This is a genomic window from Prevotella phocaeensis (genome assembly GCF_900065875.1).
GTDB classification, from domain to species: domain Bacteria; phylum Bacteroidota; class Bacteroidia; order Bacteroidales; family Bacteroidaceae; genus Prevotella; species Prevotella phocaeensis.
Genome location: NZ_LT160615.1, coordinates 21,661 through 34,836, shown reverse-complemented (window position 1 = coordinate 34,836; position 13,176 = coordinate 21,661). Strand labels below are relative to the sequence as shown.

Sequence of the window (13,176 nt, the reverse complement as noted above, 5' to 3'; positions counted from 1 at the left end):
AAACAATCATCCGATATTTGCAAGATATTACCAGTTTATTTACTTTTGAGCCGATGAAAATAATAGGCTTGGTCTTCGTATTTATCGGTTCGACACTGCCGGATGGATGCTTTGCACAGCACAAGCATGTGGTGATAGACTTGGAAACGCGCCGCCCGTTGCGCGATATCCTCGCCTATACCAACACCAATGAGAACACTAAGACCAATTATAAGGGCGAATTTACCATCTTCAAGGCATTCAGAAGGCTCGTCCTCTCCCACCCCAATTACTACACTTTGGAGCTTCCACCGGAGAAAGCACAAGCAGATACCATCTATCTTGTGCCCAAATTCAATAAATTACAAGAAGTTATCATCACAGCAAAGGCGCCGCATGTGGGCATCGATGTCAAGAAGATGGCGCAAGAGGCAGCCGCAGCAGCGCCGGCAACAAGCGGGATAAGTTTCGATTTTTTCAGTATGTTCGACCGTAGCAAGCGCCATGTATCGAAGAAAGAACGCGAAAAAATGAAACGCATCTTGGATAAATACTGATCTCGCATTCCCTTCACATTCATACGAAAACATATCATTTTCAGCCGAAGTTTTACGCATTTTTATTGTTATTCGCATCATATATCCAAGTTAAATCATTATCTTTGCATGTATGAACGCACAGAATACGGATAATATAAAATGGAGTGAAAACGTAATTATTGCCGATGCCGACTACATAGACAACGTGGCTTTCAACCTCATTGTCAATTTCGAACGCATGATAGGACGTCACATACCACAGGCAGACATGGCCCGCTGGATAGATTGCATAAGTCTCGACGGCGGACTGCGCGAAGGTGAACACCAGACACAGGTGGTGCTCATCCACCATAAAAACCGCCGGAAGATGGAAAACTTCGTGCCTTCTGCCTATGAAGAGGAGCTTAACGGAAAGGCTTTCAAGGACAATCTGGGCGAGTTTATCGTGAGTTCGTTTCCGGTAGAAGATATGGTCGGCGCCGACGGTTTCTTCATCGATGTGCTTCGCACCGTATGTGCGCAGGTCGATGTAAAACGCATTATGATTATTCCCGATACCGAAAAGGAGGGCATGCTCGACAGCATACGCAGCACGCTGCACTATCTTGATGACGACAGCAAGCGTATCACCGTGTTTTCCATGCAGCCCCTGCTGGGCGGAAACTATCGTCAGGAAATCCTTGGATACTCGCTGATGAGTGCGTTGGGCATCAGGGCAGACGAGATAAAATAACCCTTGCCAGCCCGTGTAAACAGCATATATAACAACAAAACAATAAACATTCGTATGGGAAGAGTATTGATGATCGGCGCCGGAGGCGTCGCCACGGTGGCTGCATTCAAGATTGCACAGAATGCAGATGTATTTTCTGAGTTCATGATTGCCTCTCGTCGTAAAGAGAAGTGCGATGCTATTGTCAAGGCAATAGGCAATCCTAACATCAAAACAGCACAGGTAGACGCCGACGATGTGGAGCAACTGAAAGCACTGTTCAACGACTATAAACCCGAAATGGTTATCAACTTGGCGCTGCCTTATCAAGACCTGACGATTATGGACACCTGCCTTGCCTGCGGCGTAAACTATCTCGACACGGCCAACTACGAGCCTAAAGACGAGGCACACTTCGAATATTCATGGCAATGGGCTTATAAAGATCGCTTCGAAAAGGCCGGTCTGACCGCCATACTTGGCTGTGGGTTCGATCCGGGAGTTAGTGGTGTCTACACTGCATATGCCGCCAAGCACCACTTCGATGAAATTCAATACCTCGATATTGTAGACTGTAATGCCGGTAACCACCACAAATCGTTCGCTACAAACTTCAATCCGGAGATCAATATTCGCGAAATAACGCAGAAAGGTCTTTACTATAAGGACGGCAAATGGATAGAAACCGAGCCGTTGGAAATACACAAACCGCTGACATACCCCAACATCGGCCCGCGTGAAAGCTACCTCATGCATCACGAGGAGCTCGAAAGTCTCGTAAAAAACTACCCCTCTATCAGGCAAGCACGGTTCTGGATGACCTTCGGACAGGAGTATCTAACCTACTTGCGTGTTATTCAGGGCATCGGTATGGCAAGCATCAAGCCCATCAACTACAACGGCATGGAGATCGTACCCCTACAGTTTCTCAAGGCTGTATTGCCGAATCCGCAGGATTTGGGCGCCAACTACGAAGGCGAGACCAGCATCGGATGCCGCATACGCGGTATGAAAGACGGCAAAGAACAGACTTATTACGTTTACAATAACTGCAAACATCAAGACGCATACAAAGAAACAGGCATGCAAGGTGTAAGCTACACCACGGGCGTACCGGCCATGATCGGCGCAATGATGTTCTTTAAAGGGCTATGGAAGAGGCCGGGCGTATGGAACGTAGAGGATTTCGATCCCGATCCGTTTATGGAACAACTCAACAAACAAGGGTTGCCTTGGCACGAAATATTCAACGGAGACCTCGAATTGTAAGCACAAACAGCGGCACCTAAACGGCAAAACAATCACAATAAACATACACAACGCTATTAAATTATTCACGATATGGCAAAAAAAGAATTAGAAGATAACGCTGCCAACAGCACGCAGGATGGCAAACTGAAAGCACTTCAGGCAGCAATGTCGAAGATTGAAAAGGACTTTGGAAAGGGTTCTATCATGCGTATGGGCGACGAACAGATAGAGAATGTGGAGGTTATTCCTACGGGAAGCATAGGACTCGACGCCGCTCTTGGCGTGGGCGGTTACCCGCGGGGGCGCATCATAGAGATCTATGGTCCTGAGTCTTCCGGTAAAACAACGCTCGCTCTGCACGCCATTGCAGAGGCTCAAAAGGCAGGAGGCATTGCGGCTTTCGTCGATGCGGAGCATGCCTTCGACCGTTTCTATGCGGCAAAACTCGGCGTAGATGTAGACAATCTTTGGATTTCGCAGCCCGACAACGGCGAACAGGCACTCGAAATAGCCGACCAATTGATACGCTCTTCGGCCATAGACATATTGGTTATAGACTCGGTAGCCGCACTCACTCCCAAGAAAGAAATAGAGGGAGACATGGGCGACAGTGCCGTTGGATTGCAAGCACGCCTGATGAGTCAGGCGCTTAGGAAGCTCACCGGCACCATCAGCAAGACCAATACTACGTGCATATTCATTAACCAATTGCGCGAAAAGATAGGCGTTATGTTCGGCAATCCGGAAACAACAACGGGCGGAAACGCACTGAAATTCTATGCTTCAGTGCGCTTGGATATCCGCAAGATCACATCTATAAAAGACGGAGACCAAATCGTTGGCAACCAAGTTCGCGTAAAAGTAGTGAAGAACAAGGTAGCTCCACCGTTCCGAAAGGCCGAGTTTGAAATTCCTTTCGGTGAGGGAATAAGCAAGGTGGGAGAACTTTTAGACCTCGGAGTCGAGTTCAATATCATTCAAAAGAGTGGCAGTTGGTTCTCGTACAACGGCTCTAAACTGGCGCAAGGTCGCGATGCAACAAAGACATTGCTCAAGGATAATCCCGAACTTTGCGAAGAATTGGAAGGCCAGATCAAGCAGGCAATTGCCGATAAAGCCTGATATGTACGAACGACCGATGCCATATATCCTATGACATCGGTCGTCATTGTTTCCACACAAGCTCAAAATAAAGCCGGCATATCGGGTATGAAGCCATACAAGACGTTACGGTCGGGCCCGATTTGCATCATCCGTAAAATAGTAAAACAAACATTTAAAGAACATGAAAACAAATACTTTCCGCCGTTACTCCCGTCGGTTAACGGCAACAGTCGTCCTCTTTCTCGGCATCGCTATGGGAGCCTACGCCCAGAATTATATCTCCGATTACTCGGTAAGAGGCGGTATTGCCTATTATCACGACTATCCCTTGCGCGGTGCAGATGCCCGTACATTCATGATATTAGGTTACGGTTATGCCAAAGACCGATTCAATGTTTACCTCAACGGGCAGGTTTTGGCATACGTAGATCCGGCGTCTTTCCGGCTCAAGATGCCTGCCTATCAGCCTTATCCCGACGATTATCCGCCTTACGACGAGTACTACGGCCCGATAAACTACATTATTACGAGCAACACCGTGATTTTCCGAGGCAAAAAGGTGAAGGGCGCATGGGCCGAAAACTTTAAGGATTTGGGCGACGGATATGCCCGCGACACCTTTCATGCCTACTTCATGGGCGAGCAAATCAACGTTTCTAACTCAGATTCTTTTCAAAATATAGGCGACGGATACGCCAAAGACACTTTCCATGTGTACTATCTCGGCAAGCGAATAGACGGTGCCAGCCCCGATAGCTTTAAGCTCTTAGGCAACGGTTATGCCGAAGATACTTTCCATACTTATGCGTATGGGAAACGTGTAGAGTAACAACATCATTTGTCGACGCATGGTTTCCAATTCGTCTTCCATCATTTCAACTTCTATTTAATCGTTAGACATACGTTTTAGTTGTTCCTTGATACGGTAAAGACGCACCGAAACATTCTTCACGCCGATGCCAACTATAGCGGCTATCTCTTCGCAACTCATGTTTTCGAGCCACAACAGAACGACGGTACGATCGAAAGGTTGCAGCCTTCCGATGCGCTTGTGCAACAGGTCTATCTGTCGGGTATCGGCGGCGTTATCGGCATACAGGTCTACATTCATGTCCAAAGAAACCGGCTGCATGCGCCTTTTCTTACGGTCGGACGAGATACATGTGTTCAAACTAACACGGTAAATCTACGTGCGTACATCGCTTCTGCCGCCGAAAGAGGCAAATCCTTTCCACAGTCTTACCAGCACCTCTTGGAACAAGTCGCTCACTTCGTCACGATTATTCGAGAACATATAACACACTGTATAGATGGTGCTCTTGTGCTGTTTTACCAAAAGAGTAAATCTGTCTTGCGCTTCATTCATTGCCATTCCGTATTATTTTACTCGTTATTCTGCACATTAGACGCAACTGTCTGCAATAAACTACATGGAAATAAGAATATTTTTCAAACCTCCTCCAATCAATGTTCTCCCCCTACAGGGAGGAGGTAGAGGGGGAGCATGCAACCAATTGATTATGAATTTAATATAAATACCTTTCTTACATTACCTATCTAAGGTGCTTAGACGGGTACTCTAACACACTTAAACGGTATATCTATCTCTAACGGATTATACGCCGAAAAGAAATCAACTTCGGTTCTAATCGTACTTCTCCCCTTAAAAAAGAGAGACAAAAAGGGGATGAACCGAGTTGATTTACGGTATATCATCCCCTCCCAGCCTCCCCTTTCCAAAGGGAGGAGTACTATCTTGCAACCTCCTCCAATCCATGTACTCCCCCTATAGGGGGGAGTTAGAGGGGGGCGAGTAAAAAGACAGCCTACTTAGCCGGCATCATGATCACCTCTACACGGTTGTTACTCTTAAGAATTACATCCTTTAAGAAGGCGCTAATGCTTACAGGTGTTACGGCTTCGATGGTTTTCTTGTAGTCGCTGTTCACGTCTACGCCATGCTTGGTCAGCGTACCTAATACCGAAATCCAATAGCTGTTGGTCTTGTTATCCACGTCTGCCTGCTTCAAAAGTATCTGCTTTACCTTATTCAGGTCGTCCGCATTCGGCTGCGAGACGGTCTCTTTCAAGCCTTTCATGAAGTAAGGAATGGCCGTAGATGCCTTGTCCGGATTTAATTTACCTATGCCCTTGATGATGAGGAAAGTCTGTAAACCGTCGTCATCGCACTCGCTTTCGGCCCCTGCATGATATGCCGCCGAGAGCTGTTCGCGGATGGTACGGTTGAAAGTCATATCGAGCAGGCGTGCTGCAACGTCGAGTTTCACAACATTATCGAGCGTGTAAGGCACCGCACCCGACCGCCAAATCTCGTTAGCTTGTGCTTGCGGGTTCTCCATCTTCTTGGTAAACTCATTCTTAACAGTGCCGTTAGCAAAGGTTCTCATTTCTTTTGCCTTCAACATATTCTTGCTTGAGGGCAGCGAGGCAATATACTGTTCGATGAAACCGCGTAGTTTTGCTTCGTCGAAATTGCCCACGAAAGTAAAGGTAAAGTTAGCTGCGTTACCGTAAAGCAGTTTACCTATCTGCAACACACGGTCGTAGTTAACGGCCTTGATGTCGCTCTCGGTGGGCAAACGGAATAGCTTATTGCCCCGATAGAGGGTGCTGTTAACCGAGTCCATATATACAAGATCGGGGTTCAGACCGGCATTTTTCATGCTCAATGCAAACATATCGAGCGTGCTCTTTGCCGCTTTTTCATCTTTTTTCACGGCGGTGAAATCGAGATAAACGAGCTGCATCATGGTCTCGAGGTCTTTGGGTGTGGTCTTTCCGCTAAGCGAATGTGTGGCATTCTTAATACTGAAAGCGGTAGAACACTGTTTGCCTGCGAGCGCTTTCTGCAACTCCGTATTGTTGAAGTTGCCCAGTCCGCTCTGTCCGAGCAGATAATCTGCCACCTGCAGGTTGTTGATATCGGCCTTTCCGAATACCGAGCTACCGCCCTGCGATGTGGCATTCATCAGTATTTCATCGGCGTTGTAATCGGTTTTCTTCATCATTACGGTTGCACCGTTCGACAATGTAAGCCTCTTAAAGCCCAGTTTCGTGTCGGTTGTTTCTTTTACTATCTTGCCTTTCTTGGGCATCTGTGTCATCAAGGGCTCCTGTTTAACGTTGTCGACATAGGCTGTCAGCTGCTCTGTTCGCACGCTGTTGACAGCTTGTTTCAGCTGATCGGCGGTAACGTATTGCTTTCCGTCTTTCTCCTGAAGCATGGCTAACACCACCAAATTGGTATCGTTTTCGCAGAAAAGCTGCGATTTCATGCCGTTAAGAACATCTACCGTCAGCATCGGGACCACCTGATTGAGTATCTGATAGCGGTCTTCGATTGAGGGAATAGGTTCGTTTTCAATGAAATTGTCTACGTATTCTTCGCAATATTCATTGGAAGGAGTCTTGGCACGATTATTATATTTCTTTTCAAGACCGCTCATATAATCGGCTTTGGCACGCTCGAATTCGGTCGCAGTAAAGCCGAAATCATGCGCTCTTTTTAGTTCCCGAAGCACTTCTTTCAGTCCTTCGATGTCCTTACCTTCCTTGGGTACCACCAATACAGACAGTGCATCTTTGGTACGCGAGAACAGATATTCGCCCTCTTCTACCCTGCCTTGCAGGAACGAACAGTCTGTATTTTGCGCCTTTTCGTCCAAACGTGCGTTCAACATGCGCGTTATGATATCTTTAGCAAAGTCTTCTATCAAATACCCCATGTTGTCCTTCTCGGCATCGGGCGTAGCATCGTGCTTCATAAACACTTGGAATATATCCGCTTGCATCTCCTTGTCTTTGCCGATTACATAGATGGCAGCGGCGTTATCGGGCACGGGTTCGGGTATTACCTTGGCCGCATCGGCAGGCACTTTAGTACTTCCGAACAGCTCTTTTATCTTATCTTCCGTGCGTGCAACGTCGATGTCGCCCACGATAATGATGCCTTGATTGTCGGGACGATACCACTTTCGGTAATATGCACGCAAGGTCTCGGGGCTACATCCGTCGATGATACTCATCAAACCTATAGGAAATCGCTCGCCATATTTACTGCCCGGATAGAGTTGGGGCAATACTTTTTCGAGGATTTTCTGTGCACCTATGATACGCATGCGGTATTCATTGTGCACGATATCGCGCTCCTCGTCGATGGCTTTTGCATCGAGTGTGAGCCCGTTAGACCAGTCTTTGAGCACCAAGAGACACGAGTCGAGTGCCGAAATACGCTTGGTAGGCACGTCTGTAATGTAGTAAACGGTCTTATCCATAGCCGTAAAAGCGTTCAGATTTCGGCCGTATTCCACGCCGATGCTCTGCAGATACTCCTGCATGGCATTATCTTTGAAGTGCTCGGAACCGTTAAATGCCATGTGTTCAAGTAGGTGTGCAAGCCCACGTTGGTCATCGTTTTCGTTGATAGATCCCACTTTCTGGGCGATATAAAAGCTGGCCACGTGCTCCGGATAGTCGTTGTGGCGCAGATAATAGGTAAGTCCGTTGTCGAGTTTCCCTATCCTTACGTCCTTATCCACCGGTATCGGCGGCATTTGTTGTGCCTGAGCACTTGCCGTAACAAGCAGCAGCAACGCTGCAAAAAATTGTTTTAATCTCATGTTGTTTGTATTAATTTAGTTTACGTTCATACTATTTATTCATATTGAGCCATGCCTGTGTCACCTCCGCCATGTCGATATCGAGCAGACGCATCTGCCTGAAAACATCGGGAAGCGTGGTTTCCATGAACTCTTTCTTGCGCGAAGAGAGTATCTGTTCGCGCGCTTTGGGGGCTACGAAATAGCCCAGTCCGCGCTTATTATATATAATCTGTTCGCGTGCAAGCAGCTCATAAGCCTTGACAGCCGTATTGGTATTCACCTCGAGCATTACCGAATATTCCCTCACACTGGGTATTCTGTCATCGGCTTTATAGGTGCCTTCCAATATTTCATCGCACAGTCGATCGGCCATCTGCACGTAAATAGCTTTATCGTTGCTGAAATTCATAAGACCGATTTTATCTCTTTATTATTTTTACTTTATTCATCTCTAACTGTCGGCGGCAGAACTTACGGTAGGAAAGCCACCCGAACAGCACGCACGAAACGCCGCCTATGACACCCATAACCAACACAAGCCATTGCAAGAAGGTACTTATAAAATCGGCAAGTGCCGCATCTTCCTTATCTACAGCGTCCATAAAGCCGCTTATGATCATGAAGATACCGACGCCAAAATTAAATACGACGAAGAAACCCAGCAGCCATAGCAGCGTAAAGAGCCACGCATTGCGGCGATAACAGGTACCTCCGAAGATGCCGAACATCAATACACCGAAGTTTGCCAGCAGGGAATAGCCGCTTAGTCCTACTATCTTATCGAGATGAATGGACTTCAAGACCGTATTGGTATCGATATTCCATAAGACAGAAGCAGCCTGCGCGTCGAACAACCAAGTAACCAGCACGCACAAGGCGATACCTGCATAATAGGCAAATACAGAGAGTACCACGGCCACAAGCAATACATAGAACACGCGGGCGAGCCACTTTTCGAAATTGGTTGCTGGCATCGTCAGGTATTCTATATCGCCATACCTGTGTTCCATGTTTACAAAAACGCGGGTAACCACAACGAATGATGCAATATAAACCACATAGCTTGCGTAACTCGATACCATAATGGCCCTATTCTGCAGCGTTGTCAGCGAAAATATCTTAGACATGTCTTTTCCGTCTCCGAATAATCCGCTCATGACGCACATGCCCAACAGGAAGACGATACCGGTCATCGCGAGCACTAACAGCATAATGCTACGCCTGTGAAGCAGCAGATCATTCTTCAACAACAGGCCTATTTTCTTGTAACTGACAGTATGTTTCATAACGCCTCCTCCTCGTTTTTAATTAATCCTTTGGTTACTGCATTGAAGAAAAGCTCTATGTTTACCGGCGTTTCTTCCATCTCCTTGCTGCGCTTCACAATAGTCGCATTGCCCTGAAGCGACGGCTGCGAATAAATTACATCGGCGGTCATTTCGGCTTGCGAGCGGTACTCGAACGCATATCGGCGACCTATCTGCTCGATCGAAACATCCAACATAGCGTGGTCGGAGCCTATGATCAGCACATGATCGAGCAGCGAATCGACGTCGTGCACCTGATGTGTAGAGATGATAACAGCCTGCTCTTCGGTTACCAAACCGGCCACCAACTTGCGGAATTGGGCCTTCGACGGGATATCCAAGCCATTGGTAGGCTCGTCTAACAATAGATATTTCACGCCTAAAGCGAGCGCAAAGCTGATCAATACCTTCTTTTTCTGGCCCAAAGAGAGACTTTTAAGTGCCACGTTGTCTTCAACTTCGAACGCCCGGAGGCACTCATCGAAGACCTCTCTGCGGAACTTAGGATAGAAAGGCGTGCGCATTTCGAGAAACGTCTCTATGGAAACGGCGGGCAATTCGAACTCGTCGGGCAGGATGAACATGTCGCCCAACGTTTCCGGCTGACGCTTACGTACCTCACGATCATCGGCATTAACGGTACCTTCCTGTGGAAATATCAGTCCTGCAAGCAGATAGAGCAGCGTTGATTTACCCACTCCGTTCTTGCCGAGCAGCCCATATATGCGTCCCTCTTCGATCTCCAAATTCAGATGGTCGAACAGATTACCGGTCATATCCTTGTAACCGAACGACATGTTTTCTACTTTTATCATAGCTTTTTCTTATTATATAAAGGTATTAAATTCGGGTGCTAAACCGCTTGGAGCTTACGACCTGCAAACGTATGAATACCGATGAAGTTTCGAAATTACCACATATAGGCCTGCTCACAGGCCTGTTTTCCTACGTTCCACTTCAAGGCTTCCTTAGACGCCGGACGCCTCCGGTCGTCGTAAGTGAAGCCATACTGAAGTTTCTGAGAGAGAAATATTATTTTTTTACCGGCCACCTCCACACAACAGATATTACTCTTATCGCTATCGGCATTATAACAAAACCTGCCTGCGGCAGTTGTAGACAAGTCCAAATACATAGCAGAAACTGATGTGGAGGTTATGACCGTTTCCATAATTGAGGATCTTTGAAGTTGTTATTTTAATGCTTATTTTACCTTATTCAAGTGTACTACTATAATAGTACACTGCAAATATAATACATAGAAAACATATCTACCAAACATTTTCCTAACTTTTTTCACCGGCAACTCTATATTTAACATTCGTTTACAATACAGAATGAATACGTTAAGCGGTATAACCGGCAAGGACAGACGCCTCATCTAAGTCCGTTAGAACGCCCGTTTAAGGTTCTTAGATAGGCAATGTAAGAAAGGCATTTATAATATATTCGTAATCAATTGGTCGCACGGCCCCCCTCTACTTCCCCCCCTGTAGGGGGAGAATACGGATTGGAGGAGGTTGCTATACCTTCCATCTATCCCATTTCCGCAAGGCACCCCCCTCCTTCGGAGGGGCTGGGGGAGGCCGTAATATCCCTGTTATATCCCACTTCCGCAAGGCACCCCCCTCCTTCGGAGGGGCCGGGGGAGGTCCCACCCCCCGCAACCCATAGGGATTTCTATACACATTTATAGGGGAAATCCCATGCAGACAAAGACTTTTCTACGTATCTTCGCAATAGAAAAACTTAAAAGATACGATGATGAAAACAAGGATTTTTACTTTCTTTATAGGCCTGACGATTGCCTTATCTTTCTCTTCTTGCGGAACTTCCGGCATGATGTCGGGCAAGACTCTCGACAGAATAGAACTGGGACAAACCAAGGATGAAGTGCGTGCCATTATGAAAGGATCGCCCGATAACAAGCGTTTTACGGAAACAACCGAACAATGGGAATACAAAAGATACGTAAACTTGGAATACAAAATCATCCTGATAGACTTCTATCAAGGCAGGGTTGTGAGCTTCAACATGCTCGACGACCGCCTGTTGCCGCCGCCTCCGTCAATAACAATCGGCGCAGGTTACTCAAACTAACGGTCAGGTTACCTGCACTTTAAGCCAGTTGCCGCGGAACAATCTGTACAAAAATAGGCAACCGCGCAAGGTAAGTTCTGCCGCCATAGCGAGCCATACGCCCTTTAGACCATAGCGGGGAGCGAGTGCGGCAGCCATTGTAAGGCGCACAAGCCACATGGAACCGAGATTTATCAACGCGGGTTTCAGCGTATCGCCGGCACCTACACAAACGCTGTAGGCAACGATTGAGGCAGCAAAGAAAGGCTCGGCAAAGGCTTCGATGCGCAAACTTTGCACGCCGAGCGTACGTATTTCTTCTACCGGAGTAAGCACTCCGATCATTTCGGGGGCAAAGATATACATGATAAATCCCATTACAGCCATCACAGCCATACCGAGGAACACCGTCATACGGGCAAAACTCCGGCAGAGGTCGTACCTGCCGGCACCGCAACTTTGCCCTACCAGCGTGGTTGCAGCATCGCCAATACCATAGCCGGGCATATAACAAAGGCTCTCGGCTGTAATTGCAAACGTATTCGCGGCTATGGCGTAGTTGCCCAATGGGGCCACAATAATGGTGCTGACTATCTGTGCTCCACTCATCAGCATAGACTGCAAAGCCATGGGGGTACCTATCTTAACGGCGTTGCGCACATAGTCCCACACCCATCGGAAGCGTTCCCTGTCGAGCCGAAGGGCAAGTATCTTGCTCTTACACATGGCAAACCACGCCAAAAGCAATGCTGTAAAAATGTATGAAAGGGCCGTGCCGAGAGCAGCGCCTATTACTCTCAAATCGGCTCCGGGCATCGTAAAAGAGAAGCCGAGGAGCGTTATCTCGCGCGTAGGGAATATCAACAGGAAGTTAAAAACGACATCCAGCACGCACATAAGTACGCTCACGACGCTCGGAATGCGCATGTTACCGGTGCTTTTCAGCATAGATGCCGACAGATTTTCTATCTGCAAAAACGGCATGGTAAGGGCTACGATGAGGAAATAATGTGATGCATCGCGGGCTATATCGGGTCCTCCGCCGAGCCAGAAAGGCAATGAACGGTGAATGAGTATGCCGATGAGGGCCACAACAAGGCTCAACAACAGGGAACAAACAATGCCATGACGGAACACCTGTCGCGCTTTATCGAAGTTATTTGCACCGACAAAGTGTGCTACCTGCACAGAAAAGCCCATCGAGGTAGCCATTGTAATGCTTCCGAGCAGCCATGAAGAAGACTCGACCAAGCCGATCGATGCCGATGCCTGTGCCCCCAAAGAGCCTACCATCGATGCATCGATGAAGAACATCAGCACACTTGTGACCTGTGCCAACATCGAAGGAATACTTAATCCGATAATAAGATTAAGTTTCTCTGTACCCGTCATGGACTTTCCATCGCGGATCTGTGCCAATAATCTATCGCTGCTTTTACTCGAAAACATATATTACGTTAATGGTGCAAAGTTACTGTTTTAAATTCATATAGTGTGTATACCGATTACTTTTTAGTAGCCTTCATGCCCTATTTTATAACCTATAAGAAACAAAAAAGCGGTTCCAAATCAATTGGAATCGC

12 protein-coding genes and 1 pseudogene are annotated in these 13,176 nt (G+C 47.2%); 6 read left to right on the top strand and 7 right to left on the bottom strand.

What is annotated here, in order from left to right:
- Positions 1-53: 53 nt before the first annotated feature.
- From BN3912_RS00145 to BN3912_RS00125, 5 genes are all read left to right on the top strand, one after another.
- Complete coding sequence (locus BN3912_RS00145) at positions 54-536, top strand: hypothetical protein (protein ID WP_004368380.1); 483 nt, start codon at positions 54-56, stop codon at positions 534-536.
- Positions 537-648: 112 nt separating this feature from the next.
- Positions 649-1,251 (top strand): DUF6621 family protein, encoded by a 603-nt coding sequence (locus tag BN3912_RS00140; RefSeq protein WP_004368379.1) that lies wholly within the window; start codon positions 649-651, stop codon positions 1,249-1,251.
- 54 nt (positions 1,252-1,305) lie between these two features.
- On the top strand, positions 1,306-2,499 hold the full coding sequence (locus tag BN3912_RS00135; protein WP_023984783.1) for a saccharopine dehydrogenase family protein: 1,194 nt from the start codon (positions 1,306-1,308) through the stop codon (positions 2,497-2,499).
- Positions 2,500-2,571: 72 nt separating this feature from the next.
- On the top strand, positions 2,572-3,603 hold the full coding sequence (gene recA, locus BN3912_RS00130) for a recombinase RecA (protein ID WP_023984782.1): 1,032 nt from the start codon (positions 2,572-2,574) through the stop codon (positions 3,601-3,603).
- 163 nt (positions 3,604-3,766) lie between these two features.
- Positions 3,767-4,414 carry a DKNYY domain-containing protein gene (locus tag BN3912_RS00125; protein ID WP_023984781.1) on the top strand — a complete coding sequence of 216 codons (648 nt, stop codon included), beginning with the start codon at positions 3,767-3,769 and terminating at the stop codon, positions 4,412-4,414.
- Between the two features lie 57 nt (positions 4,415-4,471).
- Here BN3912_RS00125 and BN3912_RS00120 read toward each other — a convergent pair.
- The 6 genes and pseudogenes from BN3912_RS00120 to BN3912_RS00095 form a co-directional block, all read right to left on the bottom strand.
- Positions 4,472-4,957: pseudogene (locus BN3912_RS00120) on the bottom strand (RNA polymerase sigma factor).
- Between the two features lie 454 nt (positions 4,958-5,411).
- Positions 5,412-8,225, bottom strand: coding sequence for a M16 family metallopeptidase (locus tag BN3912_RS00115; protein WP_004368372.1), 2,814 nt, complete (start codon positions 8,223-8,225; stop codon positions 5,412-5,414).
- Between the two features lie 31 nt (positions 8,226-8,256).
- Positions 8,257-8,616 carry a GntR family transcriptional regulator gene (locus tag BN3912_RS00110; RefSeq protein WP_023984778.1) on the bottom strand — a complete coding sequence of 120 codons (360 nt, stop codon included), beginning with the start codon at positions 8,614-8,616 and terminating at the stop codon, positions 8,257-8,259.
- Between the two features lie 10 nt (positions 8,617-8,626).
- Positions 8,627-9,493, bottom strand: coding sequence for a hypothetical protein (locus BN3912_RS00105; protein WP_023984777.1), 867 nt, complete (start codon positions 9,491-9,493; stop codon positions 8,627-8,629).
- Positions 9,490-10,329, bottom strand: coding sequence for an ABC transporter ATP-binding protein (locus tag BN3912_RS00100; RefSeq protein WP_023984776.1), 840 nt, complete (start codon positions 10,327-10,329; stop codon positions 9,490-9,492). The genes BN3912_RS00105 and BN3912_RS00100 overlap by 4 nt, the downstream gene beginning before the upstream one ends.
- A 95-nt stretch (positions 10,330-10,424) precedes the next feature.
- A complete protein-coding gene (locus tag BN3912_RS00095) occupies positions 10,425-10,685 on the bottom strand; it encodes a DUF3836 domain-containing protein (RefSeq protein WP_023984775.1) in 261 nt (86 codons plus the stop codon).
- Positions 10,686-11,275: 590 nt separating this feature from the next.
- Between BN3912_RS00095 and BN3912_RS00090 the strand changes: the two genes are divergently transcribed.
- Positions 11,276-11,614: a hypothetical protein gene (locus BN3912_RS00090; protein ID WP_023984774.1), complete on the top strand. Its 339-nt coding sequence runs from the start codon at positions 11,276-11,278 to the stop codon at positions 11,612-11,614.
- A 3-nt stretch (positions 11,615-11,617) separates the two neighbouring features.
- On the opposite strand, the gene BN3912_RS00085 is transcribed toward BN3912_RS00090, so the two are convergent.
- The gene (locus BN3912_RS00085) at positions 11,618-13,042 is read right to left on the bottom strand and encodes an MATE family efflux transporter (RefSeq protein ID WP_004368366.1); all 1,425 of its coding nucleotides are present in this window, start codon (positions 13,040-13,042) and stop codon (positions 11,618-11,620) included.
- Positions 13,043-13,176: the final 134 nt, after the last annotated feature.